This is a genomic window from Achromobacter pulmonis, assembly GCF_021733725.1.
Lineage (GTDB): Bacteria > Pseudomonadota > Gammaproteobacteria > Burkholderiales > Burkholderiaceae_B > Achromobacter > Achromobacter pulmonis.
The window spans coordinates 5,393,383-5,417,899 of record NZ_JAIFOT010000001.1 but is presented as its reverse complement, the minus strand read 5'-3'; the positions used below and the strand labels follow the sequence as shown (position 1 = coordinate 5,417,899).

The window sequence follows — 24,517 nt, the reverse complement described above, 5'->3', positions numbered from 1 at the left end:
ACGACATGAACACTGCTTCCCCGATCTTGCGCGCTTGCCTGCGCATGGGCGCCGCCCTGATGGTGGCCGCCGTCCTGACCGCCTGCGGCGGCGACAAGGATGACGACGGCGATACCGGCGCCCAGCCTGAAACGCCGACCCAGCCGGCCAAGCCCCAACTGCGTTGCGCGCCCTGACGCCGCGCCATTTTCAGAATCCAAGGAATCGCATCCGTGACGTCCCACCAAGACCCGATCCACGCCGGCAAGCGCCGCTTCCTGCGTAACGCCGCCGCCTCGACCGCCGGCCTGACCGCCTTGTCGATGTTCCCGCCGGCCATCCGCCGCGCGCTGGCCATTCCCGCCAACAACCGCACCGGCACCATCAACGACGTCGAGCATGTGGTCATCCTGATGCAGGAAAACCGCTCGTTCGACATGTACTTCGGCACCTTCAAGGGCGTGCGCGGCTTTGGCGACCGCATCACCGTGCCGCTGCCGCAGAACCGCTCGGTCTGGGAACAGACCAACGGCACCCGCGTGGTGTTGCCGTACCACCTGGACAGCACCAAGGGCAACGCGCAGCGCGTGTCCGGCACGCCGCACGACTTCCCCGACGCGCAGAATGCCTGGGACGGCGGCCGCCTGTACCAGTGGCCGCGCTACAAGCAGAACCAGTCGATGGGCTACTACACGCGCCAGGAACTGGCGTTCCAGTACGCGCTGGCCGAGGCCTTCACGCTGTGCGATGCCTACCACTGTTCCTCGCACGGCGGCACCAATACCAACCGCCTGTTTCACTGGACCGGCACCAATGACCCGCTGGCGCAGGGCAATGGCCCGTCGACCCGCAACCAGTGGGACGGCCTGGGCGCGTCCACCATCGGCTGGACCTGGAAGACCTATCCCGAGCGGTTGCAGGAAAACGGCGTGAGCTGGAAGGTCTACCAGAACCTGCCGGACAACTTCACCGACAATCCGCTGGCGGGCTTCCGGCAATTCCGCAAGGCCTATGAACTGTCCGGCAATGATCCCACCGCCGGCAATCCCAGCCCGCCGGCTTGGACGCCCGCGGCCGACGCCACCAACCCGCTGTACAAGGGCGTGGCCAACACCATGCCCGACGGCGGCCTGCTGCAGGCATTCCGCGACGATGTATTGAACGGCGCGCTGCCGCAGGTGTCGTGGATCGTGGCGCCGGCGGCCTATTCGGAGCACCCCGGGCCGTCCAGCCCGGTGCAGGGCGCCTGGTACATCCAGGAAACGCTCAATGCCCTGACGGCCAATCCGGACGTCTGGAGCAAGACGGTGCTGCTGATCAACTTCGACGAGAACGACGGCTTCTTCGACCACGTGCCGCCGCCGGCCGCGCCGTCGATCAATCCGGACGGTTCGACGGCGGGCGCATCCACCATCAACACCGACCTGGAGCGCCACGTCAAGCCGTCGCTGCAGGACGCCGCCGACAACCGCGTGTACGGCCCCGGCCCGCGCGTGCCGATGTACATCGTCTCGCCCTGGAGCCGCGGCGGCTGGATCAACTCGCAGTCGTTCGACCACACCTCGGTGCTGCGTTTCCTGGAGGCGCGGTTCGGCGTCAAGGAACCCAACATCAGCGATTACCGCCGCGCCGTGCTCGGCGACCTGACTTCGGCCTTCAACTTTGCCACGCCCAACAACGAGCAACTGCCCGACCTGACCCTGCTGACCAAAGCCCAGGCCGACCAGACCCGCGCCGACCAGCAGGCGCTGGCCCAGGTGCCGCTGCCGGACACCGCCACCCAAGCCAAGCCCAGTCAGGAGACCGGGGTGCGCTTCTCGCGCGCGCTGCCCTATGAGCTGCACACCAGCGGCCGCGCCCAGCCGGGCACCAGCGCCATGTGGCTGGTGTTCGCCAACACCGGCAGCGCCGCCGGCGTGTTCCATGTGTATGACCAGCTGCATCTGGATCGCCTGCCGCGCCGCTACGCGGTCGAACCGGACAAGCAGCTGGAAGGCAGCTGGGACGCGGCCGCCGACGGCGGCAAGTACGACCTGTGGGTGATGGGTCCGAACGGCTATCTGCGCCATTTCGCCGGCGACTTGGCGCTGGCCCGCAGCGCCGGGCTGGATGCCGAAATCCGGGTCTGCTACGACATTGCCAACGGCGACGTCTACACCAGCTTCATCAACAGCGGCAAGCAGCCCTGCACCTTCGTCATCACGCCGAACGCCTACTACACCAATAACGAGAAATGGACGATCACGGTGCCAGCGGGCAGCCAGGTCGAGCAGTCGTGGTCGCTCAAGGCCAGCGGCGCCTGGTATGACTTCACCGCGCGCCTGAACGAGGACCCGGCCTACATCCGCCGCTTTGCCGGCCGGGTGGAAACCGGCAAGCCCTCGGTCACCGATCCGGCGATGGGTCTGTAAGGCGCGCCCACCGCGGCGCGGCCGGTCCCGGCCGCGCCCGGGCCCAGGCGCGGCATCTTGCCGGCCGGGGGCTGCGGCGCCGGGTCGGCAGGCGGCTCAGGCGATGGCCAGCGCGTCGCGCGTGCGGAACGCCGTGGCGCAGGCCTCGCAGATGGCGGCGGTAATGTTCTGGCGGGCGTGCTCGCGCCGCTCCAGCATGCCGATGGCCCGCGCCGTCGGCCCCAGGTCGGCGGGTAGCGGCAGGATGCGCAGCCGGACGCTGGTGCGCCAATTCGAGCCGTTGATCAGCGGCAGCAGCGTCACGCCCACTTCCTGGCGCACCAGCTCGACCAGTGTCTCGATCGCGTTCAGTTCCAGGAATTCGTCCAGCGGCACCGCCATGCGCCGCAGCAGCCGGTCGATCTGCAGGCCGGTGCGCTGGGTGCGGTCAAAGCGCAGGAAGGGATTGCTGGCCAGCACCTGGCGCGCGTCATGGCCGATGGCCGAGGGCGGCGCGATCACGACCAGCGGTTCTTCATAGAGCGGGGTCCAGCGCGTGCTGGCCATCTTGCGGCCGGCCTCGACCAGGAAGGCGGCGTCCAGCTCGCCGTCTTCCACCTTGCCGGCCAGCTCGCTGGCCTTGCCCGACAGAATGCGCACATCCAGCCGCGGATGCGCCTTCTTCATGCCCGACACCACCTTGGACAGGGTGCCCATGCACGAGACGATACTGCCGACCGAGACCGAGCCGGCCAGTTCGCCCGGCACCGTGCGCGGCAGCCGCAAACGGTCGTAGGAATCCAGCAAGTGCTTGATTTCCGGAAGCAATTCCCGGCCGGCCGCGTTGAGGATGGCCAGGCGCCCGCTGCGGTCGAACAGCTCGCGCCCCAATTCCGCCTCCAGGGAGCGCATCTGGAAACTGACCGCGGCCTGCGTCAGGGCCACTTGCTCGGCCGCTTCGGAGAACGAACCGTGGTGGGCCACGGCCAGAAAAGTACGCAGGAATCGGAGGGTGCTCATGGGGAATAAATCACAAAAATTTCTTTCATGACTGAACAAAAAATCAAATTGATTTAATTAGACCACGGGAGTAATTTCGCCTGCTTACCGCTTACATATGAGACAGGCGCCATGAAATCCTTCGACTGGGTCAATCCTTATCCCTCCATCCGCATCCCGCTGTTCGCGCGCAACGTGGTGTCCACCTCGCACCCGCTGGCGGCCCAGGCCGGCCTGCGCATGCTGCTCAAGGGAGGCAACGCGGTCGACGCCGCGATCGCCGCGGCCGCCACCATCGTGCTGGTCGAGCCGGTCTCCTGCGGCCTGGGGGGCGACTGTTTCGCCATCGTCTGGGACGGCCAGGAACTGCATGGCCTGAATTCCTCCGGCGTGGCGCCGGCCGCCTGGAATGTCGAATACTTCAAGCGCAAGTACGGCGTCGGCGCCGACGGCCTGGCGATCCAGCCCAAGCGCGGCTGGGACGCGGTGACGGTGCCGGGCGTGGTGGCCGGCTGGGCCGCGCTGCACGAAAAACTGGGCAAGCTGCCGTTCGAGCAACTGTTCGAGCCCGCCATCGAGATTGCCGAGCGTGGCTATGCGGTGCCGCCGGTGGTGGCGCACAAGTGGGCCGCCGCCGCCGATGAACTGCGCGACCAGCCAGGCTACGCCCAGGCCTTTATGCCGCAGGGCCGCGCGCCCAAGGTCGGCGAGCACTTCCGCTTCCCGGACGCGGCCAACACGCTGCGCCGCATCGCCGCTTCCAAGGGCCGCGACTTCTACGAAGGCGAGCTGGCCGAGCGCATCGCCGCCTTCAGCCAGGAATGCGGCGGCGCCATGACCCTGGAAGACCTGCGCGGCTACCGCCCGCAATGGGTCAAGCCGATCTCCAAGTCCTACCGCGGCTACGAGCTGCACGAAATCCCGCCGAACGGGCAGGGCATCGCCGCGCTGATCGCGCTGGGTATTGTCGAGCGCTTCAACATCGCCGACATGCCGGTCGATTCGGTGCAGTCGCAGCACGTGCAGATCGAGGCCATGAAGCTGGCCTTCGCCGACCTCTACAAGTACGTGGCCGACCCGCGCTCGATGGAAGTCACGCCCGAGCAGATGCTGTCGGACGCCTACCTGGACAGCCGCGCCAAGCTGATCCGCCTGGACGGCGCGACCCATTTCAGCGCCGGCCGTCCGGCCGCAGGCGGCACCATCTACCTGACCGCCGCCGACGAGAACGGCATGATGATCTCGTTCATCCAGTCCAACTACATGGGCTTCGGCTCGGGCGTGGTGGTGCCGGGCACCGGCATCAGCCTGCAGAACCGTGGCGTCGGCTTCTCGATGGATCCCAAGTCGGCCAACGTGGTCGAAGGCGGCAAGCGGCCGTTCCATACCATCATCCCGGGCTTCCTGACGCGCGGCGGCAAGCCGGTCATGAGCTTCGGCGTGATGGGCGGCGACATGCAGCCTCAGGGCCACCTGCAGACCGTGGTGCGCATGATCGATTACCACCAGAATCCGCAGGCCGCCTGCTGCGCGCCCCGCTGGAAGGTCAACCGCGATTTCACGCTGGATATCGAGACCAATATGAAGGCTTCCACTATTGCGGGCCTCAAAGACCTCGGGCATGCTTTGAAGTCCGTGGACGACCCGTACATGGATTTCGGCGCCGGCCAATTCATCTGGCGCATGTCCGAAAGCGACAACGAACTGGGTTACGTCGCCGCCAGCGACAGCCGGCGCGACGGCCAGGCCGTCGGCTTCTGACCCGCGCATTGCAGCCACAAGGGGAATAAACACAATGAAACGCTTGACCATCACTTTCGGCGCCAGCATGCTGGCGCTGGCCGCGGGCGCGGCATGCGCCCAGAACCTGCGCATCGGCCTGCAGGAAGATCCCGACGTGCTCGATCCGCACCGCGCGCGCACCTACGTCGGCCGCATCGTCTTCACCTCGCTGTGCGACAAGCTGGTGGACATCGATCCCAAGCTGCATTTTGTGCCGCAGCTGGCCACCTCGTGGTCGTTCAGCCCCGACAACAAGGTGCTGACCTTCAAGCTGCGCCAGGACGTGCTGTTCCACGATGGCAGCAAGTTCGACGCCGCCGCCGCCAAGGCCAACCTGGAGCGCGCCAAGACGCTGCCGGACAGCCTGCGCAAGGGCGAGCTGGCCTCGGTCGATAAGGTCGAGGCGCCCGACGCCGCCACGCTGGTGCTGACGCTCAAGCAGCCCGACGCCACGCTGCTGGCGCAGTTGTCCGACCGCGCCGGCATGATGCTGTCGCCCAAGTCCTTCGCCGATGCCGACGTGGCCGCGGTCGGCCGCAAGCCGATCTGCTCGGGTCCGTACAAATTCGTCGAACGCATCCAGAACGACCGCATCGTGCTGGAGAAATTCGACCAGTACTACGATGCCAAGGATTACGCCTTCAAGCGCATCACCTTCCTGCCGATCCCGGACACCACCGTGCGCCTGTCGAACCTGCGCGCTGGCGACCTGGACATGCTCGAGCGCCTGAATCCTTCCGATGCGCCCCAGGTCAAGAATGACGCCAGCCTGACCTTCGCCCCGATTGCCGGGTTGGGCTTCCAGCAGTTCATGTTCAACGTCGCCAACGGCAAGCGCGCCGAAGACAATCCCTTCAAGAACAAGCTGGTGCGCCAGGCGTTCCAATTGTCCATCGACCGCGACGCCATCAACGAAGTGGCCGGCGGCGGCATCTTCGAACCGGCGCAGCAGCCGTTCCCGCCCGCCAGCCCGTATCACAGCGACAAGTTCCCCGTGACCAAGCGCGACGTCGCCAAGGCCCGCGCGCTGCTCAAGCAGGCCGGCTTCGACCGCGTCAAGGCCGAGGTCATGTTCGGCAACAACACCACCACCTCGTCGGTGGCCGAGATGGTCCAGGCCATGGCTGCCGAGGCCGGTTTCGACCTGTCGCTGCGTCCCACCGAATACGCCGCGCTGCAGAAGGAGTCGGCCGGCGGCAACTTCCAGGTGGTGATGCTGGGCTGGTCGGGCCGGGTCGATCCGGATGGCAACATCTACAGCTTCGTGACCTGCAAGGGCGCGTTGAACGATGGCCATTACTGCAACCCCGAGGTCGACAAGCTGCTCAAGGAGGCCCGCACGGTGCCGGACGAAGCCAAGCGCCGCGCCCTCTATGACCAGGTGCAGGCCATTATCCAGGACGAACTGCCTGGCGTGTACGACTACTACCAGCCGTGGCCGTTCGCGCTGGCCAAGAAGGTCAAGGGCTTCGTTCCCTATCCGGACGGCATGATCCGCCTGAAGGGCGTGACGTTCGCGCAGAAGTGACCGGGGGCGGCGGTTCGCCGCCGCGCCCGCCGGCCGCGCCCTCGCGGCCGGCCGTTTCCCGCGGCGGCCGCGCGCCGTGCCCTTCGGGGCCGGTTCCGTCCGCCGCTTTCGTTCTACGGTTTTTCCCTTATGCTCAAACTCATCTTGCGCCGTGTGATCGTCGCGATACCGACCCTGATACTGGTATCGATGATCGTCTTCATGCTGCAGAAAATCCTGCCCGGCGATCCGGTGCTGACGCTGGCCGGCGAAGAGCGCGATCCGGCCGTGCTGGATTACCTGCGCGACAAGTACCGCCTCAATGATCCGCTGCCGATGCAGTACGCCGCCTGGGCCGGCCAGGTGCTGCAGGGCGACCTGGGCAAGTCGCTGCGCACCGACGTGCCGGTGACCACGCTGATCGCCCAGAAACTGCCGGTGACGCTGCAGTTGGCGGCGATGGCGATGTTCTTCGCGCTGCTGGTGGGCATTCCCATGGGCATCGTGGCGGCCGTGCGCAAGGGCAAGCCGGTCGAGATGGGGGCCAATATCGCCGCGCTGTCCGGCATGTCGATTCCCAACTTCTGGCTCGGCATCATCCTCATCATGGTGGTGTCGGTGCAATGGAAACTGCTGCCGGCCTCGGGCTACGTGTCGCCGGCCGAGGATTTCTGGCTCTCGATCAAGACCATGCTGATGCCGTCGCTGGTGCTGTCCACCGCGATTGCCGCCTATCTCATGCGCCACACCCGTTCGGCCATGCTCGAGGCGCTGTCGGCCGATTACGTGCGCACCGCCCGCGCCAAGGGCGTGTCGCCGCGCCAGGTGGTGCTGCGGCACGCGCTGCGCAACGCGCTGATGCCGATCGTCACGCTGGTGACGCTGCTGTTCGGTGAATTGCTGGCCGGCGCGGTGCTGACCGAGCAGGTCTTCACCATCCCCGGCTTCGGCAAGCTGGTGGTCGACGCCGTCTTCACGCGCGACTATGCGGTGGTGCAGGGCGTGGTGCTCTGCGTCGCGGTGGGCTTCATCCTGATGAACCTGCTGGCCGACATCCTGTACATCCTGGTCAATCCCCGCCTGAGGCACGCATGAGCGCACTTCCCGCAACGGCCGCCGCCGTCACGCCGCCCCGCAGCCGCAACCGCGCCTGGGGCAAGTTCAAACGCAACCACGTCGCCATGCTGGGCCTGGGTATCGTGTTGTTTTTCGTGCTGGTGGCGCTGCTGGCGCCGCTGATCGCCAGCCAGGATCCGTTCCAGACCAGCTTCACCACCATCCGCAAGGCGCCATCGGCCGCCCACTGGCTGGGCACCGATGAACTCGGCCGCGACATCTTCAGCCGCATGGTGCATGGCGCGCGCGCCTCGCTCATGGCCGGCCTGGTGTCGGTACTGATCGCGCTGGTGGTCGGCGTGCCGTTCGGTTTGGCGGCCGGCTATTTCGGCGGCTGGACCGACAGCTGCATTTCCCGCGCCACCGAGGCGCTGCTGGCGATTCCGTTCCTGATCCTGGCGATCGCGCTGGCCGCTTTCCTGGGGCCCAGCCTGACCAACGCCATGATCGCCATCGGCGTATCCGCCGCGCCCAAGTTCATCCGGCTCACGCGCGGCCAGGTGCTGGCGGTCAAGAGCGAGGATTACGTGCAGAGCGCGCGCGCGCTAGGCGCCTCCGACCTGCGCATCATCTGCCGCCACGTGTTCCCGAACGTGATGCCGCCGCTGATCGTCCAGGCCACCATCACCATCGCCACGGCCATCATCGCCGAGGCCAGCCTGTCGTTCCTGGGTCTGGGCCTGCAGCCGCCGAACCCGTCCTGGGGCTCGATGCTGAACACCGCCAAGAACTTCATGACCCAGGCGCCCTGGATGTCGATCTTCCCCGGATCGGCCATTTTCCTGGTGGTGCTGGGCTTCAATCTGCTGGGCGACGGGCTGCGCGATGCGCTGGATCCCCGTCAGGACAAGTAATCATCATGGCAACCATGGACCCCAAACGCGTCGTCCAGGTCAATGACCTGACCGTGCGCTTCAAAACCCCCGAGCGTGTCGTCGAAGCGGTGCGCAACGTGTCGTTCCACGTCGATCGCGGCGAAACCCTGGCGATCGTGGGCGAGTCCGGCTCGGGCAAGTCGGTCACTTCGCTGGCGCTGATGCGCCTGGTGGAATACGGCGGCGGCCGCATCGTCAACGGCGGCATGTTGCTGCGCCGGCGCAACGGCGAGGTGCTGGATCTGGTCAACGCGCCCGACAGCACGCTGCAACGCGTGCGCGGCGCCGACGTGGCCATGATCTTCCAGGAGCCGATGACCTCGCTCAACCCCAGCTTCACGGCTGGCAGCCAGATCGCCGAGGCGCTGCAACTGCACCAGGGACTGGATGCGTCCGCGGCGCGCGCCGAGACGCTGCGCATGCTCGAGCGTGTGCGCATCCCCGAGGCCCGCGCCATTCTCGACCGCTATCCGCACCAGCTGTCCGGCGGCATGCGCCAGCGCGTCATGATCGCCATGGCGCTGTCATGCAAGCCGCAGCTGCTGATCGCCGACGAACCCACCACGGCCCTGGACGTCACCATCCAGGCCCAGATCCTGCAACTGATCCGCCAGCTGCAGGAAGAAATGGACATGGGCGTCATCTTCATCACCCACGACATGGGCGTGGTGGCCGAAGTGGCCGACCGCGTTCTGGTGATGTACCGCGGCGACAAGGTCGAGGAGGGCGGTTCCGACGAACTCTTCGCACAGCCGCGGCATGCCTACACCCGCGCCCTGCTGTCGGCCGTGCCGCGCCTGGGCGCCATGCACGGCACCGACGAGCCGGCCCCATTCCCGCTGCTCAAGGTCGAGGACGCCGCGCGCCAGGCCGAGCCGACGCCCGCGCCGATGGCCTTGCCTTCCACCGTGCGCCGCGACAATGGCCCGGTGCTGAAGGTGCGTGACTTGACCACCAGCTTCGATATCACCGGCGGTATTTTCGGGCGGGTGCAAAAGCGCGTGCACGCGGTCGAAAAGGTCAGCTTCGATCTTTACCCTGGCGAAACGCTGTCGCTGGTGGGCGAGTCCGGCTGCGGCAAGACCACCACCGGCCGTTCGCTGCTGCAACTGGTCAAGAGCAAGAGCGGTTCGATCGAGTTCGACGGCCAGAACATCGGCGCGCTGCGCGGCAGCGCCATGCAGACGCTGCGCCGCCATATCCAGTTCATCTTCCAGGACCCGTTCGCCTCGCTCGATCCGCGCATGACGGTCGGCTACTCCATCATGGAGCCGCTGTTGATCCACCGCGTCGCCAGCGGCGCGAAGGCCGAGGAACGGGTGCGCTGGCTGATGGACAAGTGTGGCCTGGCGCCCGAGATGATCGACCGCTATCCGCACGAGTTCTCCGGCGGCCAGCGCCAGCGCATCTGCATCGCGCGCGCCCTGGCCCTGAACCCGAAAGTGGTGATCGCCGACGAATCGGTGTCGGCGCTGGACGTGTCGATCCAGGCGCAGATCGTCAACCTGCTGCTGGACCTGCAGCGCGAGCTGGGCGTGTCGTTCCTGTTCATTTCGCACGACATGGCGGTGGTCGAGCGCGTCAGCCATCGCGTGGCGGTGATGTACCTGGGGCAGATCGTCGAGATCGGCCCGCGCCGCGCCATCTTCGAGAATCCGCAGCATCCCTACACCAGGAAGCTGATGGCGGCGGTGCCGATCGCCGATCCGCAGCGCCGCCACCGCGAGCGCTCGCTGCTGGTCGACGAGATCCCCAGCCCGATGCGCAAGCTGGGCGACGATCCGCTGGTCGAGCCGCTGGTGCAGGTCGGGGAAGGGCACTTCGTTGCGCGCCATTCGGTCGGCGTGTACTGAAGCACGGCGTGTCCGCCCGCCTCGCGGGTGGACGGACACGCGGTTGGCGCCGCAGGCGGTATCATGGCGGGCTTCAGTCATTTGCCCCCATTCAACGGATTTTTCGCCATGGCCCTGCGCGCCACCATCTACAAGGCCGAGCTCAACGTCGCCGACACCGATCGCCACTACTACGGCAGCCATTCGCTGACCGTCGCCCGCCATCCCTCGGAGACCGACGAGCGCATGATGGTGCGGCTGGTGGCCCACGCCTTGAACGCGCAGGAAGAACTGGCCTTCACCAAGGGCCTGAGCGACACCGACGAGCCGGACCTGTGGGTCAAGGATCTGACCGGCGCCATCACCCTGTGGATCGAGGTCGGCCAGCCCGAAGAGCGCCGCATCCTGCGCGCCTGCGGCCGCGCCGAGCAGGTCATCGTCTACTGCTACGGCGGCTCGGCCAGCAAGATCTGGTGGGACGGCGTGCGCAACAAACTCGAACGCACCCGCAATCTCAAGGTCATCAACCTGCCGTCCGAGCAGACCCGCGCGCTGGCCGGGCTGGCCGAACGCACTATGCAGCTGAACGCCAACATTTCCGACGGCGTGGTGTATTTCTCCGCTGACAAGGGCGAGGTCAGCATCGAACCCGAAGTCTGGCGCTGATGCCGCCAGGCCATTTCCTGGAGGCGTAGGCGTGAGAAAAGCACGGGCACTGGCATGGGCGGCATTGCCGCTGATGGTGTTTTCGTTGCGGTCGGCCGTGGTGTGGGCCGAGGAGCCCGCCACGGACCGCATGCACGCGTTCGCCGGCGGGCAGAAGGTGCTGATTCCGGCGGGATGGGAATTGGTGCAGGGGCCGGCGCAGGCAGGCCGGGAAATGATCATGATCGCCAGGCCAGGCGCCACCGCGGCCGACAATCAGACGTGTTCGGTCACGCTGCGCAGCATCGATCCGCCGGCGCCGATGGGTGAGCAGGCCGCCATCCTGCCTGAAGCCGACTGGGCCCTGATCTATTCCAACCAGCAGGTGAACGTGCTCGAGAACGGGGTGTCCACCCTGGCCGGGCTGCCGGCGCACCAGGCGCTGCTGGCCTTGACCCAGGGTGACGACCGGCAGGTGGCGCTGGTGCGGCTGCGGATGGCGGACGACTACACCTGGTCCCTCATGTGTTCGGCCGGGGCCTACCATCCTGGCGTGGCCAGGGAGGGCTTCGACCGTATGGCCGGAACGTTCCGCAAGGTGCTGGACAGCTTCAGCGCGCCCTGAAACGGGGGCGTTCCGGCCGCGCCGACAGGCATCCCCGGGACGGATCGTGCGCCGCAACAAAAAAAACGTGCAAAGCGGTTTCGGCGGGTTTATATTATGATCATCATATTCAGGAGCCCAGACCATGGCCGGCCCCGCTTCCCGTAAAGAGATTTCCCACGACCGTATCGTGGAAGCGGCCGCGCGCGCGATCCGGCGGGTCGGTTACGCTGGCGTCGGCGTGGCCGACGTCATGAAGGAAGCCGGGCTCACGCACGGCGGCTTCTACGCGCATTTCCCGTCGCGCGATGCCATGCTGGTGGCGGCGATGGAGCGCGCCGGCCGGGACGGCGCGGCGCGCATGGCGCAGGGCGTGGCGCGGCGCCAGGCCGAGGGCGCCAGTCCGTTGCGCGCCCTGGTCGAAAGCTATCTGTCCGAGGCCCACCTGCTCAATTGCGAAGCCGGCTGCCCGGTCTCGGCGCTGGCCTCGGAGATACCGCGCCAGTCGCCCGAGGTCCGTGACATATCGGCCAGCCGGGTGACGGGTCTGGTGGGCGTGGTACAGCAGGCGCTGCCAGCCGGCGCGGGTCCGCACGCCGCGATGGCGATCACCAGCAGCCTGGTGGGCGCCATGCAACTGGCTCGCGCGCTCGGCGACAATGCGCAGGGCCGGGCCATGCTGGCGGCCGCGCGCCAGTCCATCCTGGAGCAATACGACAGCGAGGGGCGTCCGGCCATCCGTTGAGCATCGCTTTTTCGGGCCGCTGTGCGCGGCCTTTCTTCATTCTAAAAATATGATGATCATCATATTTTTGTCACCCCGACCGGCATGGCCGGCCGCCGTCTGAACGCAGCACCCCAAGGAAAGACATCATGGAACTGAACAACGCAACCGTCCTCATCACCGGCGCCAACCGCGGCATCGGCCTGGCTTTCGCCCGCGAGGCGCTGGCCCGTGGCGCCCGCAAGGTCTATGCCGGCGCGCGCCATCCGGCCAGCCTCTCGCTGCCGGGCGTGCAGGCTATCAGGCTCGACGTCACCCGCGACCAGGACGTGGCCGCCGCGGCCGCGCTGGCCAAGGACGTGACACTGGTCATCAACAACGCCGGCATCGCCGCGACCGGCGGCTTCCTGGCCGACGGCAGCATCGAGTCGGCGCGCCGCCACCTGGAAACCAATCTGCTGGGCCCGCTGCGCGTGGCGCAGGCGTTCGCGCCGGTGCTGGCGGCCAATGGCGGCGGCGCGCTGCTGAACGTGCTGTCGATCGCCAGTTGGATCAACCGGCCGTTGCTGGGCGTGTACGGCATGAGCAAATCGGCCGCCTGGGCGCTGACCAATGGCCTGCGCCACGAACTGCGCGAGCAGGGCACGCAGGTGCTGGGCCTGCACATGGGCTTTGTCGATACCGATCTGACGCGCGGCCTGGACGCGCCCAAGATCACCCCTGAATCCGTGGCGCGCCAGGCCTTCGATGCCCTCGAGGCCGGCGCCGAGGAAGTGCTGGCCGACGACGCCACGCGCCAGGTCAAGCAGGGCCTGGCGGCCGAGCCGGCCGTCTACCTGCAGGCTTGAGCCGCGCACGCCACGCCTTTGCGGCCTTCCTGACTTCATCTCCGAGTTCGATCGACATGCATTCCAATACCCCTCCCGCGGCGATCCATGCCGCCGCCGCGCGCCCCGCGGCCGCATCCCCCTGGCCGGTCTTCTGGATCGCCAGCGTGGCCGTGTTCCTGGTCTCGCTGGACGCCACCATGCTCTATGCCGCGTTCGGCGCCATGCGCGCCGGCTTTCCCCAGGCCTCGGCGGCCGACATGTCGTGGGTGTTGAACGCCTACACGGTGGTCTACGCCGCCATGCTGATCCCCTCCGGCGGACTGGCCGACACGCATGGTCGCAAGCGCATGTTCATGCTCGGCGTATTGCTGTTCCTGGCGGCCTCGGCCGCCTGTGGCCTGGCCGGCAGCGTGGGCGGGCTGATAGCGGCGCGCGTGGCGCAGGCGGTCGGCGCGGCGCTGCTGACGCCGGCCTCGCTGTCGATTGTGCTGGCGGCGTTCCCGGCCTCGCAGCGCTCGGTGGCGGTGAGCCTGTGGGGCGCGGTGGCCGCGCTGGCGGCGGCGGTCGGCCCCAGTCTGGGCGCGTTCGTGGTCGATGCCGCCGGCTGGCCGTGGGCGTTCTACATCAACCTGCCGCTGGGGGCGCTGTCGCTGTGGTTCGGCGCCGGCCGGCTCAAGGAGTCGGTGCGGCCCGAAGCGCGGCGGCGCGTCGATGGCGTTGGCATGGCGCTGCTGATGGCGGGCGTGGGCGCGGTGGCGCTGTCGATCGTGCAGTCGGAATCGCCGCACTGGAGTCCCGGCGAGCTGTGGATGGTGGCGGCGTTGGGGCTGGCATCGCTGGCGGCGTTCGTCGGCTGGGCGCGCGCCACACCGCACCCGCTCGTGGACCTGGCGCTGTTCAAGCACCGCACCTATCGCTACGTGAACCTGGCGACGTTCAGCTTTGGCATCGCCTTCGCCATGATGTTCTTCGCCTTCTTCTTCTACATGACCGGCGTCTGGCACTACAGCCTGCCGCGCGCCGGACTAGCCGTCACGCCGGGGCCTCTGTTGGTGATGCCGACGGCGATCATCACCGGCAGGCTCGCGGCCCGCATGGGGCATCGCCCGTTCCTGGTGGGAGGCGCCCTGGTCTATGCCGCCAGCGGCCTGTGGTTTCTGCTGGTGCCGGGCGTCGAACCGGCCTATCTGGCGCATTGGCTGCCGGGGCTGTTGTTGAGCGGGCTGGGCGTGGGCATGGTGCTGCCGTCGCTGGCCGGCGCCGCGGTCAACCGCCTGCCGCCGCAGCACTACGCGGTGGGCAGCGCCGTGAACCAGGCTACGCGCCAGATCGGCGCGGTGCTGGGGGTGGCGTTGACGGTGCTGCTGCTGGGCAAGGGCACATTGAGCCACGCGGACTTCGATCCGGTGTACATCGGCCATGTCGGCCTGGCGCTGTTGACGGGCGTGCTGTGCCTGGCGGTCGATACGCGGCCGAGGCCCGCCCATGCTTGAGCGTCGGCGCGGCGCGCGAGGGGGCGCTGGGGTGCGGCGCGCGGCCGGCCGCCGCCTCGTGGCTAGCGCGGCGTGCGTTGGTGCGGCACCAGCGGCGGCGCCGCGCGGCCGCTCACCAGATCCCAGAAATCGGGCAGGAAGCACTCGGCCACCAGCAGCGGCTGGCCCTGGCGCCAGAACACCGAGCGCCGCGCCCAGACCCGGTCGGCGTCGCGCGCGCGGCCATGGGCGGCCAGCGCGGCGGCTGCCGTGGCGTGAAATGGCACCGGCCAGGCCAGCCGCCGGCAGGCGAACGGCGACCGGATCACGGTGCTGTCGTGATACAGCATGTCCGCCAGAGGCCGCGTGAGAAGCCGCCGCATGCCCTGCCAGGCCCCATGCGAGGCGCGCAGCGGTGTCAGGCTGCGCGCCGGCACGCTGTCGACGCCGTCCACCGACATCAGCACCTCGCGCACCCAGACGGGCGCGCCAGGCGCGATGCGCATGGCCCGCGCCTCGTCGGCGGGGGCGCCGTCGGCGTATTCGGCCAGCACCCGCAGGCGCACCTGGCCGACCTGGCGCAGGCCGGCGGTCAGGGCGCCGGGGCGGAACAGCCAATGGCGCTGGGAAAGGGTCAGGACGGGCGGAGCGCTGGCCAGCCAGCCGGCGGCCAGGGGAGGGCGATGTGCTGCTGCTGAGGTCATCATGGCTGCGTATTATGCCAAGGCCGGCGCCAGGGCCTGCGCATACAATACCGCCCATGGAAAAAGTACGAATCTCCAAGCTCATGTCCGAGCGTGGACTCTGTTCGCGCCGCGAGGCCGACAGCTATATCGAGCGCGGCTGGGTGCGGGTCGACGGCGAAGTGGTGTCCGAACTGGGCGCGCGCGCCTTCCCGAACCAGGTCATCACCCTGGAACGCGCCGCGCAGGCGCGCCAGACCTCGCGCGTCACCATCCTCATCAACAAGCCGGTGGGCTATGTCTCGGGCCAGGCCGAAAAGGGCTACACGCCCGCGGTCGCCCTGATCGACGCGCGTTCGCGCTTTGCCGGCGACCGCAGTCCGCAGCGCTTCGAGCGCGGCCATCTGGACGGCCTGGCCGTGGCCGGACGGCTGGACATCGATTCGCAGGGCCTGCTGGTGCTGACGCAGGACGGCCGCGTGGCCAAGCTGCTGATCGGCGAGGACTCCAGCATCGACAAGGAATACCTGGTGCGGGTGCAGGGCGAGCTGTCCGAGAACGGCCTGGCGCTGCTCAACCATGGCCTGTCGCTGGACGGCAAGGCGCTCAAGCCGGCCCAGGTGCGCTGGCAGAATCACGACCAGTTGCGTTTCGTGTTGCGCGAGGGCAAGAAGCGCCAGATCCGCCGCATGTGCGAACTGGTGGGCCTGAAAGTGGTCGGCCTGAAGCGTGTGCGCATTGGCCGCGTGGCCCTGGGCGACCTGCCGCTGGGACAGTGGCGCTATCTGCGCGACGACGAACGCTTCTGACCGGGGCGGGCGCGATGCGCCACCCGCCCGGCGCAGCGGCGGCCGCCGGCCATACACAAATTTTTCAGTCTGTTTCCGGCCGCCCTTCATTTCATGAATGGCGCGGTATCCTTCGCCTGCCCGCCGCCGCACAGACGCTCCATCAGAAACTCGATGAAGATCCGGGTCTTGGCGGGCAGCAGCCGGGTCTCGGTGACGGCATAGACCGGGAACGGGCCCAGTTGCCAGTCCGGCAGGACGCGGCGCAGCTGGCCCGACTTCTGCTCGGCGGTCTGGCCGCCGACCAGCACGGTGATGCCCGCGCCCAGCATCGCCAGGCGCCGGGCCATCGCCACGCCGTTGACGGAAAAGCGGTTGCCGGGCGTGAATTCGATGTGCTGGTCACCGCTGTTGAGCGGCCAGCGCGTCACGCGCCCGGCGCCTTCGGCGCGGAATTCGATGCACTCGTGGCGGGTCAGATCGCTGGGGTGCCTTGGTTCCCCGTGCTTCTCCAGGTATTCGCGCGAGGCGTACAGGTGGGCCGGCAGCATGCCCAGCAGCCTGGCAATCTGCGTCGAGTCGGGCAGTTCGCCGATCTCGATGGAAATATCGCAGGTCTGGAACACGCGTTGCGCGTGGTCGGGATTGGCAAGATCCAGGAAAAAGGTGACGTCGGGATAGCGGCGCGAAAATTCCATGAACGATTCAGCCAGGAAATCCGTGCCGAAATCCGCCGGCATGTTCACCCGCAGCGGGCCCGACGGCGTGTCGACCAGCTTCTGCAGTTCTTCGTGGGCGATCTGGGCTTCGGCCACGATGCGCTGGCAGCGTTCGAAGTACAGCCGGCCGGCGTCGGTCAGCTCCACCTTGCGGGTGGTGCGGCTGAGCAGGCGCAGGCCGACCGAACGTTCCAGTTCGGCCACCTGGCGGGACAGTGTCGATTTGGGCACCCCCAGGGCGGCGGCCGCACGGCTGAAACTGTGCGTCTTGGCCACCTCCACGAAGAGTTCCATGCCTTGTAAGCGTTTCATGACAGGGATTCTGTCACACGATGGGCCGAATTATTGTCCCATTTCTGGAATGATGTTTTCTCAATATGCCTCTTTGTTTCTCGGGCGGGATAACGCAAAATGCCGATTCTGCATTGCAGCATAGCGTCGAAGCCCTGCCTGAATGTCTGAGGCGAAACCACACCCCAGTCAATCCTCACGAGCCGAACCGATGCGTGGTTCGGCTCACGCCGCGGTTGCCGCCGGGTTTCCGGCGGCAACCGCGGTCTCGCTGCGGGCGCCGGCCCGGTGGGCGGGCGCGAGGGCTACCTTTTTAGTTGGAAATCGGGAATGCAATCTATGAACAAGAAAAGCGCGATGTGGCGCGGTGCCGCGGTGCTCACGCTGACGGCATCGGCCCTGACGTTGGCCGCTTGCGGCAAGAAACAGGAAGCGCCTCAGGCGGGCAAGCCTCAGGTGACGGTGGTCACCCTGACCACCAAACCGGTTTCCCTGACCACTGAATTGCCGGGCCGCACCGCATCGTTCCGTGTCGCCGAAGTGCGGCCGCAGGTCAATGGCATCGTGCAGAAGCGCCTGTTCACCGAAGGCGGCGAGGTCAAGGCGGGCCAGCAGCTCTACCAGATCGATCCCGCGCTCTACCAGGCCAGCCTCGACAGCCAGAAGGCCGCCCTGGCGCGCGCGCAGGCGCAGCAGAAGACCGCCGCGCTGCTGGCCGAGCGCTACAAGCCGCTGGTGGCCACCCGCGCCGTCAGCCAGCAGACCTATGACAACGCCGTGGCCGCGCGCGACCAGGCCGCCGCCGACGTGCTCTCGGCCAAGGCCGCGCTCGACACCGCGCGCATCAACCTGGTCTACACCAAGGTGCTGTCGCCGATCAGCGGCATCATCGGCCGTTCCTCGGTCACCGAGGGCGCCCTGGTCACCGCCAACCAGGCCAGCGCGCTCGCCGCCGTACAGCAGATCGATCCGATCTACGTCGACGTGACCCAGTCCAGCGTGCAACTGCTGCGCCTGCAGAGCGCCCTGGCCAGCGGCCAGTTGCAGAAGGCCGAGGGCGAGCAGGCCGCGCTGGTATCGCTGACGCTGGAGGACGGCTCGCAGTATGCCCAGCAGGGCAAGCTGCAATTCTCCGAAGTCACGGTCGACCCCGGCACGGGCTCGGTCACCTTGCGCGCGGTGTTCCCCAACCCGGACCGCCGCCTGCTGCCGGGCATGTTCGTGCGCGCCCGCCTGATCGACGGCGTGGCCGTCGACGGCCTGCTGGTGCCGCAGCGCGGCGTGACGCGCAACCAGCGCGGCCAGCCGACGGCGCTGGTGGTCAATGCCGAGAACAAAGTCGAACTGCGGCAACTCAAGACCGACCGCGCCATTGGCGACCAGTGGCTGGTGACGGACGGCCTGAAAGCCGGCGACAAGGTCATCGTGGAAGGCTTGCAGATGGTGCGGCCGGGTGTCGAGGTGGTTGCCACCGAAGCCGGCGCCAAGCCGGCGCAGCAACCGCAAGCGGGCGCCGCGGCGGCCAAGCAGTAGTCAGGGAGCCTTGCATGGCAAAGTTTTTTATCGATAGACCGGTTTTCGCCTGGGTGATCGCGATCGTGCTGATGATGGCCGGCGCGCTGTCCATCCTGAAGCTGCCGGTGTCGCAGTATCCGAACATCGCGCCGCCGGCCATCGGCATCGCGGTGACCTATCCGGGCGCCTCGGCGCAGACGGTGCAGGACACCGTGGTGCAGGTGATCGAGCAGCAGATGAACGGCCTTGACGGCCTGGAATACATCTCCTCGGAAAGCAACTCCGACGGCAGCATGTCGATCACGCTGACGTTCCGCCAGGGCACCAACCCCGACACCGCCCAGGTGCAGGTGCAGAACAAGCTGTCGCTGGCGCAGCCGCTGCTGCCGCAGGAAGTGCAGCAGCAGGGCATCCGCGTCACCAAGGCCACCAAGAACTTCCTGATCGTGGCGGGCTTCGTGTCCACCGACGGCACGATGACCAAGGACGACCTGGCCGACTATGTCGCCTCGTACGTGCAGGATCCCATCAGCCGCACGCAGGGCGTGGGCGACTTCCAGCTGTTCGGCTCGCAGTACGCCATGCGCATCTGGCTGGACCCGGCCAAGCTGTTGAACTACGGCCTGACCACGGTCGACGTGGTCAACGCCATCAAGGAACAGAACGTCCAGGTCTCGTCCGGCCAGTTGGGCGGCCTGCCGGCGGTGCGCGGGCAGCAGCTCAATGCCACCATCATCGGCCCGTCGCGCCTGGAGAAGCCGGAAGACTTCGGCCGCATCCTGCTCAAGGTCAACTCCGACGGGTCGCAGGTGCGCCTGGCCAACGTCGCCCGCATCGAGCTGGGCGGCCAGACCTACGCCATCGACAGCTACTACAACGGCAAGCCCGCCGCCGGCCTGGCGATCAAGCTGGCCCCGGGCGCCAACGCGCTCGACACGGCGCAGGCGGTGCGCGACACCATCAACAACCTCAAGCCGTATTTCCCGCCGGGCATGGACGTGGTCTATCCGTACGACACCACGCCGTTCGTCAGCCTGTCGATCGAGGAAGTGTTCAAGACGCTGGTGGAAGCCATCATCCTGGTGTTCCTGGTGATGTACCTGTTCCTGCAGAACTTCCGCGCCACGCTGATCCCGACCCTGGCGGTGCCGGTGGTGCTGCTGGGCACCTTCGGCGTGCTGGCGGCGTTCGGCTATTCCATCAACACGCTGACAATGTTCGGCATGGTGCTGGCCATCGGCCTGCTGGTGGACGACGCCATCGTGGTGGTGGAAAACGTCGAACGCGTGATGGCCGAGGAGGGCCTGACGCCCAAGCAGGCCACGCGCAAGTCCATGAGTCAGATCACCGGCGCGCTGATCGGCATCGCCATGGTGCTGGCGGCGGTGTTCATCCCGATGGCGTTCTTCGGCGGCTCGACCGGCGTGATCTATCGCCAGTTCTCCATCACCATCGTGTCCTCGATGGTGCTGTCGGTGATCGTCGCCATTGTCTTCACGCCGGCGCTGTGCGCCACGCTGCTCAAGCCGATTCCCAAGGGCCACCACGGCACCAAGCGCGGCTTTTTCGGCTGGTTCAACCGCGCCTTCGACCGCAGCAGCCACGGCTACGCCAATACCGTGGCGCGCGGCCTGGGCCGCACCAAGCGCCTGATGGTGGTGTACCTGGCCATCGTCATCGCCATGGGCTGGATGTTCACCCGCATCCCGACCGCGTTCCTGCCGGCCGAAGACCAGGGCATCCTGTTCGCCCAGATCCAGACGCCCGCCGGCGCCACCGCCGAACGCACCAAGGCCGTCATCGACGAGGCCACCCACTACCTGCTGACCGAAGAGAAGGACGCGGTCACGTCGGTGTTCGCGGTCAACGGCTTCAATTTCGGCGGCCGCGGCCAGAATGCCTCGATCCTGTTCATCAAGCTGCGCGACTGGGAAGACCGTGGCGCCGCGAGGCTCAAGGCGGCCGCCGTGGCGGCGCGCGCCAACGCCCATTTCCGCAAGACTGAGCGCGACGCCATGCTGTTCGTGGTGCCGCCGCCCTCGGTGATGGAACTGGGCAACGTCGACGGTTTCGACTTCCAGTTGATGGACCGCGCCGGCGTGGGCCACGAAAAACTGCTGGCCGCGCGCAACCAGTTGCTGGGCGAGGCGGCGCAAAGCAAGATCCTGCAGGGCGTGCGCCCCAACGGCATCGAGGATGCGCCCCAATACCAGCTCGACATCGACCGCGAAAAGGCGCGCGCGCTCGGCGTGGCGGTGTCGGACATCAACAGCACGCTGTCGACCGCCTGGGGCTCGTCGTACGTCAACGACTTCATCGACCGCGGCCGCGTCAAGAAGGTGTTCGCGCAGGGCGAGGCCTCGGCGCGTATGCTGCCCGAAGACCTGGAGAAATGGTACGTGCGCAACAAGGATGGCGACATGGTGCCGTTCTCGGCGTTCGCCAAGGCCACCTGGAGCTTCGGTCCGCAGAAGCTGAACCGCTACAACGGCGTGCCGTCGTACAACATCCAGGGCCAGGCGGCGCCGGGCTACAGCTCGGGCGCCGCCATGGACGAAATGGAACGCATCGCCAGCAAGCTGCCCGCCGGGGTGGGCTTCGAATGGACCGGCATGTCGTACGAAGAACGCCTGTCGGGCGCCCAGGCGCCGGCGCTGTACGCGATCTCGCTGATCGTGGTGTTCCTCTGCCTGGCCGCGTTGTATGAAAGCTGGACCATCCCGTCCGCGGTCATGCTGGTGGTGCCGCTGGGCATCATCGGGGCGCTGGGGGCGACGATGCTGCGCGGCCTGTCCAATGACGTGTACTTCCAGGTGGGCCTGTTGACGACCATCGGCCTGGCGGCCAAGAACGCCATCCTGATCGTGGAGTTCGCCAAGGAACACTACGAGGCCGGCGCGAGCCTGACGGAATCGGCGATCCACGCCGCCCGCCAGCGCCTGCGCCCGATCCTGATGACGTCGCTGGCGTTCATCCTGGGCGTGGTACCGCTCGCGATCTCCTCGGGCGCCGGTTCGGGCAGCCAGAACGCCATCGGCACGGGCGTGATCGGCGGCATGCTGACCGCGACCTTCCTGGCCATCTTCTTCGTCCCCGCGTTCTTCGTGATCATGCTGCGCCTGTTCAAGGTGGAACGCATGAGCGCGCGGCGCGACAAGCACGACCCCAGCGCCAATGAGGCGCAGGACGTGACCGCCGAAGGAAAACCGCAATGAAGCTGCAGATGAGAACCCTGGTTTCCCTTTCCCTGGCGGCGGCCCTGGCGGGCTGCTCGCTGGCCCCGACCTACGAGCGGCCCGACGCGCCGGTGTCCCCGGCCTATCCGAGCGGTCCGGCCTACAAGGCCGATCCCGCCGGCGCGGTGGCCACGGCCGACATCGGCTGGCGCGACTTCTTCACCGACCCGCTGCTGCAGCAGCTGATCGGGCTGTCGCTGGCCAACAACCGCGACCTGCGCGTGGCGGCGCTGAACGTCGAGGCCGCGCGCGCTCAGTACCGTATCCAGCGCGCCGACCTGCTGCCCAGCGTCGGCATCGCCGGCAAGGAGACCGCGCAACGCACGCCGGCCGACCTGTCGCCCAGCGGACAGGCCACCACCAGCCACAACTATCAGGTCGGCGCCGCGCTGTCCTCCTGGGAACTGGATCTGTTCGGCCGCATCCGCAGCCTGAGCGACAAGGCGCTGGAATCGTACCTGGCGCTGGATGAGACCCGCACCGCGACCCAGCTGACGCTGATCGCCGAGGTGGCCAACGCCTACCTGACGCTGCGCGCCGACCAGGAACTGCTGAGCCTGACGCGCGATACGCTCAAGAGCCAGGACGATTCTTACCAACTGACCAAGCAGAGCTATGACCAGGGCGTGGCAACCGCGCTCGACCTGAGCCAGGCCGAAGTGTCGCTGCGCACGGCCCAGCGCAACCTGTCGCAGTACACGCGCCAGGCCGCGCAGGACCGCAACGCGCTGGTGCTGCTGGTGGGCCAGCCGCTGTCGCCGGACATCTCGGCGGCGCTGGACAACGCCGTCAAGCTTGACGACGCCATGTTGCCGACCGCGCTGCCGGCCGGCCTGCCGTCCGAACTGCTGGCGCGCCGCCCCGACATCCGCGCGGCCGAACACCAGCTCAAGGGCGCCAATGCCAACATCGGCGCGGCGCGCGCGGCGTTCTTCCCGACCATCAGCCTGACGGGCAGCGCCGGCACCGCCAGCGCCAGCCTGGGCGGCCTGTTCAACGCGGGCTCCGGCGCCTGGAGCTTCGTGCCGCAGATCACGGTGCCGATCTTCGCCGGCGGCTCGCTGCTGGCCGGCCTGGACCTGGCCAAGGTGCAGAAGAACATCCAGGTCGCGCAGTACGAGAAAACCATCCAGACCGGTTTCCGCGAAGTGGCCGACGCGCTTGCCGGCCGCGGCACGCTGGACGAGCAGATCCAGGCGCAGCAGCTGCTGGTGGCCGCCAACCAGCGCGCCTATGACCTGTCCGAGCAGCGCTTCCGCCAGGGCATCGACGACTACCTGACGGTGCTCGATTCGCAACGTTCGCTCTACAGCGCGCAGCAGGCGCTGATCGACGCCCGCCTGTCGCGCCTGTCTAACCTGGTCACCTTGTACAAGGTGCTCGGGGGCGGCTGGACCGAGCGCACCGTCACGGCGGCTCCCGCGACGGCCGGCCAGCCGGGCTGAACGTCACCGCGCCGGGCATGAAAAAAGCGGGCCGATCGAAAGATCGGCCCGCTTTGCATGAGGCGCGCTGCGAGTCAGCCGCGCTTCTTGGCGATCATGCCGACGACGAACAGCACGATGATCGCTCCCACCACCGAGCCGATCCAGCCCGCCGGTTCGCCCGGGGCGTACCAACCCAGGGTCTGGCCGAGGAAGCCGGCCACCACCGACCCGACGATGCCCAGGATGGTGGTCATGATGATCCCCATGTTCTGGTCTCCCGGCATGATCGCGCGGGCAATCAGCCCGACGACGAAACCGACGATGATCATGATGATGATGCTCATGCGCATACTCCTTGCGAGGGTAAAGGGCGAAGTGCCCTGATATTACCCATGCGCGCGGCGGGCGCACTGTAACAACTGGTGTGTGGCGCAAGCGCGCAACATGCTGCGGTGCATCGCCGATGCAGCAATGTTGCAAGCGGCCTTACGAGGTCAGGTCGATCAGCTGGCGCAGATCCTTGGTCATGGCCTCGATGCTGTCGGTGTCCGAGGCCAGCAGGCGGGCGCGGCCCTGATTGTCGAAAATATACACGCCACGGCTGTGCGTCACGTCGTACTGATCGGCATCGTCGCCGGGCCGGGGTTTTTCGATCTGGTAGGCCACGCGATAGCGGCGCGCCAGGTCGGCCACCTGCTTTTCGTTGCCGGTCACGCCGATGGCCTGGCTGTTGAAGGCGTTGACGTAGGCCTGCAGGATGTCCGGCGTGTCGCGATGCGGATCGACGCTGACGAACACGATACGCACGTCGCGCGCTTTCTCGCCCAGGTTGTGCAACACCGCCGTCAGCTGCGCCATGGTGGTGGGGCAGATGTCGGGGCAACTGGCATAGCCGAAGAACAGCAGCACGGTCTTGCCCTTGAGGTCGTCGCTGCTGACCGTCTTGCCGCCCGCGCCCGGCAGCGAGAATTTCAGGTCGGGCAGGTGGCCCTTGATGTTGTAGAGGGTCCAATCGACATTGCGTTCGCCGCAGGCGGCAAGCAGCATGCACAAGGCCAGGAAGAGGCCGCGCCAGGCGCGGCCGGTAAGCAGGTGTCGCATGG

General features: G+C 67.4%; 21 protein-coding genes. 16 read left to right on the top strand and 5 right to left on the bottom strand.

What is annotated here, in order from left to right; genetic code table 11:
• The first annotated feature begins 5 nt into the window (after positions 1-5).
• A complete protein-coding gene (locus tag K2W61_RS24975; protein ID WP_175134572.1) occupies positions 6-176 on the top strand; it encodes a hypothetical protein in 171 nt (56 codons plus the stop codon).
• A gap of 36 nt (positions 177-212) precedes the next feature.
• Positions 213-2,390 carry a phosphocholine-specific phospholipase C gene (locus K2W61_RS24970; RefSeq protein ID WP_175141189.1) on the top strand — a complete coding sequence of 726 codons (2,178 nt, stop codon included), beginning with the start codon at positions 213-215 and terminating at the stop codon, positions 2,388-2,390.
• 96 nt (positions 2,391-2,486) lie between these two features.
• On the opposite strand, the gene K2W61_RS24965 is transcribed toward K2W61_RS24970, so the two are convergent.
• Entirely contained in the window at positions 2,487-3,389 is a 903-nt protein-coding gene (locus K2W61_RS24965; RefSeq protein ID WP_175134574.1) for a LysR family transcriptional regulator, read from the bottom strand.
• A gap of 111 nt (positions 3,390-3,500) precedes the next feature.
• Here K2W61_RS24965 and ggt point away from each other — a divergent pair, with 111 nt between their 5' ends.
• The 10 genes from ggt to K2W61_RS24915 all read left to right on the top strand — a co-directional run bounded on the left by ggt (position 3,501) and on the right by K2W61_RS24915 (position 14,776).
• Positions 3,501-5,129, top strand: coding sequence for a gamma-glutamyltransferase (gene ggt / locus K2W61_RS24960; protein ID WP_175134575.1), 1,629 nt, complete (start codon positions 3,501-3,503; stop codon positions 5,127-5,129).
• A 34-nt stretch (positions 5,130-5,163) separates the two neighbouring features.
• Positions 5,164-6,678, top strand: coding sequence for an ABC transporter substrate-binding protein (locus K2W61_RS24955; RefSeq protein ID WP_236756762.1), 1,515 nt, complete (start codon positions 5,164-5,166; stop codon positions 6,676-6,678).
• A gap of 129 nt (positions 6,679-6,807) precedes the next feature.
• Positions 6,808-7,752 (top strand): ABC transporter permease, encoded by a 945-nt coding sequence (locus K2W61_RS24950; protein ID WP_175134577.1) that lies wholly within the window; start codon positions 6,808-6,810, stop codon positions 7,750-7,752.
• Positions 7,749-8,627 carry an ABC transporter permease gene (locus K2W61_RS24945; RefSeq protein ID WP_175134578.1) on the top strand — a complete coding sequence of 293 codons (879 nt, stop codon included), beginning with the start codon at positions 7,749-7,751 and terminating at the stop codon, positions 8,625-8,627. The genes K2W61_RS24950 and K2W61_RS24945 overlap by 4 nt, the downstream gene beginning before the upstream one ends.
• Before the next feature lie 14 nt (positions 8,628-8,641).
• Positions 8,642-10,501 (top strand): dipeptide ABC transporter ATP-binding protein, encoded by a 1,860-nt coding sequence (locus K2W61_RS24940; protein ID WP_236757082.1) that lies wholly within the window; start codon positions 8,642-8,644, stop codon positions 10,499-10,501.
• A gap of 108 nt (positions 10,502-10,609) precedes the next feature.
• The gene (locus K2W61_RS24935) at positions 10,610-11,146 is read left to right on the top strand and encodes a YaeQ family protein (protein ID WP_175134580.1); all 537 of its coding nucleotides are present in this window, start codon (positions 10,610-10,612) and stop codon (positions 11,144-11,146) included.
• Positions 11,147-11,177: 31 nt separating this feature from the next.
• Positions 11,178-11,750, top strand: a complete 573-nt coding sequence (locus tag K2W61_RS24930) for a hypothetical protein (RefSeq protein ID WP_236756761.1) — start codon at positions 11,178-11,180, stop codon at positions 11,748-11,750.
• Positions 11,751-11,874: 124 nt separating this feature from the next.
• Positions 11,875-12,474, top strand: a complete 600-nt coding sequence (locus K2W61_RS24925) for a TetR/AcrR family transcriptional regulator (RefSeq protein WP_175134582.1) — start codon at positions 11,875-11,877, stop codon at positions 12,472-12,474.
• A gap of 128 nt (positions 12,475-12,602) precedes the next feature.
• Positions 12,603-13,301 (top strand): SDR family oxidoreductase, encoded by a 699-nt coding sequence (locus tag K2W61_RS24920; protein ID WP_236756760.1) that lies wholly within the window; start codon positions 12,603-12,605, stop codon positions 13,299-13,301.
• A 56-nt stretch (positions 13,302-13,357) separates the two neighbouring features.
• Positions 13,358-14,776, top strand: a complete 1,419-nt coding sequence (locus tag K2W61_RS24915) for an MFS transporter (RefSeq protein WP_175141192.1) — start codon at positions 13,358-13,360, stop codon at positions 14,774-14,776.
• Between the two features lie 62 nt (positions 14,777-14,838).
• Here K2W61_RS24915 and K2W61_RS24910 read toward each other — a convergent pair whose 3' ends face one another.
• Positions 14,839-15,459, bottom strand: coding sequence for a chorismate--pyruvate lyase family protein (locus K2W61_RS24910; protein ID WP_175134618.1), 621 nt, complete (start codon positions 15,457-15,459; stop codon positions 14,839-14,841).
• A 56-nt stretch (positions 15,460-15,515) separates the two neighbouring features.
• Between K2W61_RS24910 and K2W61_RS24905 the strand changes: the two genes are divergently transcribed.
• Positions 15,516-16,247 (top strand): pseudouridine synthase, encoded by a 732-nt coding sequence (locus K2W61_RS24905; RefSeq protein WP_049074441.1) that lies wholly within the window; start codon positions 15,516-15,518, stop codon positions 16,245-16,247.
• 86 nt (positions 16,248-16,333) lie between these two features.
• Here the strand turns inward: K2W61_RS24905 and K2W61_RS24900 are convergent, their stop codons facing one another.
• Positions 16,334-17,239: a LysR family transcriptional regulator gene (locus K2W61_RS24900; RefSeq protein WP_175134619.1), complete on the bottom strand. Its 906-nt coding sequence runs from the start codon at positions 17,237-17,239 to the stop codon at positions 16,334-16,336.
• A 336-nt stretch (positions 17,240-17,575) separates the two neighbouring features.
• Here K2W61_RS24900 and K2W61_RS24895 point away from each other — a divergent pair, with 336 nt between their 5' ends.
• From K2W61_RS24895 to adeC, 3 genes are read left to right on the top strand one after another with little or no spacing between them, the layout of a single operon-like run.
• On the top strand, positions 17,576-18,769 hold the full coding sequence (locus K2W61_RS24895; RefSeq protein ID WP_236756759.1) for an efflux RND transporter periplasmic adaptor subunit: 1,194 nt from the start codon (positions 17,576-17,578) through the stop codon (positions 18,767-18,769).
• A gap of 14 nt (positions 18,770-18,783) precedes the next feature.
• Positions 18,784-21,966, top strand: coding sequence for an efflux RND transporter permease subunit (locus tag K2W61_RS24890; RefSeq protein WP_175141193.1), 3,183 nt, complete (start codon positions 18,784-18,786; stop codon positions 21,964-21,966).
• Positions 21,963-23,432, top strand: coding sequence for an AdeC/AdeK/OprM family multidrug efflux complex outer membrane factor (gene adeC, locus K2W61_RS24885; RefSeq protein WP_236756758.1), 1,470 nt, complete (start codon positions 21,963-21,965; stop codon positions 23,430-23,432). The genes K2W61_RS24890 and adeC overlap by 4 nt, the downstream gene beginning before the upstream one ends.
• Positions 23,433-23,506: 74 nt before the next feature.
• On the opposite strand, the gene K2W61_RS24880 is transcribed toward adeC, so the two are convergent.
• Together K2W61_RS24880 and K2W61_RS24875 are read right to left on the bottom strand one after the other, a co-directional pair.
• Entirely contained in the window at positions 23,507-23,758 is a 252-nt protein-coding gene (locus tag K2W61_RS24880) for a GlsB/YeaQ/YmgE family stress response membrane protein (RefSeq protein ID WP_175134587.1), read from the bottom strand.
• 142 nt (positions 23,759-23,900) lie between these two features.
• Positions 23,901-24,515: an SCO family protein gene (locus K2W61_RS24875; protein ID WP_175134588.1), complete on the bottom strand. Its 615-nt coding sequence runs from the start codon at positions 24,513-24,515 to the stop codon at positions 23,901-23,903.
• Positions 24,516-24,517 lie beyond the last annotated feature (2 nt).

Excerpts from the sequence above, each read along its gene's own strand:
- K2W61_RS24945 (WP_175134578.1), top strand. The coding sequence starts at position 7,749 with ATGAGCGCACTTCCCGCAACGGCCGCCGCCGTCACGCCGCCCCGCAGC.
- K2W61_RS24900 (WP_175134619.1), bottom strand. The coding sequence starts at position 17,239 with ATGGAACTCTTCGTGGAGGTGGCCAAGACGCACAGTTTCAGCCGTGCG.
- K2W61_RS24890 (WP_175141193.1), top strand. The coding sequence starts at position 18,784 with ATGGCAAAGTTTTTTATCGATAGACCGGTTTTCGCCTGGGTGATCGCG.
- ggt (WP_175134575.1), top strand. The coding sequence starts at position 3,501 with ATGAAATCCTTCGACTGGGTCAATCCTTATCCCTCCATCCGCATCCCG.
- K2W61_RS24950 (WP_175134577.1), top strand. The coding sequence starts at position 6,808 with ATGCTCAAACTCATCTTGCGCCGTGTGATCGTCGCGATACCGACCCTG.
- K2W61_RS24935 (WP_175134580.1), top strand. The coding sequence starts at position 10,610 with ATGGCCCTGCGCGCCACCATCTACAAGGCCGAGCTCAACGTCGCCGAC.
- K2W61_RS24975 (WP_175134572.1), top strand. The coding sequence starts at position 6 with ATGAACACTGCTTCCCCGATCTTGCGCGCTTGCCTGCGCATGGGCGCC.
- adeC (WP_236756758.1), top strand. The coding sequence starts at position 21,963 with ATGAAGCTGCAGATGAGAACCCTGGTTTCCCTTTCCCTGGCGGCGGCC.
- K2W61_RS24895 (WP_236756759.1), top strand. The coding sequence starts at position 17,576 with ATGAACAAGAAAAGCGCGATGTGGCGCGGTGCCGCGGTGCTCACGCTG.
- K2W61_RS24955 (WP_236756762.1), top strand. The coding sequence starts at position 5,164 with ATGAAACGCTTGACCATCACTTTCGGCGCCAGCATGCTGGCGCTGGCC.
- K2W61_RS24965 (WP_175134574.1), bottom strand. The coding sequence starts at position 3,389 with ATGAGCACCCTCCGATTCCTGCGTACTTTTCTGGCCGTGGCCCACCAC.
- K2W61_RS24925 (WP_175134582.1), top strand. The coding sequence starts at position 11,875 with ATGGCCGGCCCCGCTTCCCGTAAAGAGATTTCCCACGACCGTATCGTG.
- K2W61_RS24910 (WP_175134618.1), bottom strand. The coding sequence starts at position 15,459 with ATGACCTCAGCAGCAGCACATCGCCCTCCCCTGGCCGCCGGCTGGCTG.
- K2W61_RS24920 (WP_236756760.1), top strand. The coding sequence starts at position 12,603 with ATGGAACTGAACAACGCAACCGTCCTCATCACCGGCGCCAACCGCGGC.
- K2W61_RS24905 (WP_049074441.1), top strand. The coding sequence starts at position 15,516 with ATGGAAAAAGTACGAATCTCCAAGCTCATGTCCGAGCGTGGACTCTGT.
- K2W61_RS24880 (WP_175134587.1), bottom strand. The coding sequence starts at position 23,758 with ATGAGCATCATCATCATGATCATCGTCGGTTTCGTCGTCGGGCTGATT.
- K2W61_RS24875 (WP_175134588.1), bottom strand. The coding sequence starts at position 24,515 with ATGCGACACCTGCTTACCGGCCGCGCCTGGCGCGGCCTCTTCCTGGCC.
- K2W61_RS24915 (WP_175141192.1), top strand. The coding sequence starts at position 13,358 with ATGCATTCCAATACCCCTCCCGCGGCGATCCATGCCGCCGCCGCGCGC.
- K2W61_RS24940 (WP_236757082.1), top strand. The coding sequence starts at position 8,642 with ATGGACCCCAAACGCGTCGTCCAGGTCAATGACCTGACCGTGCGCTTC.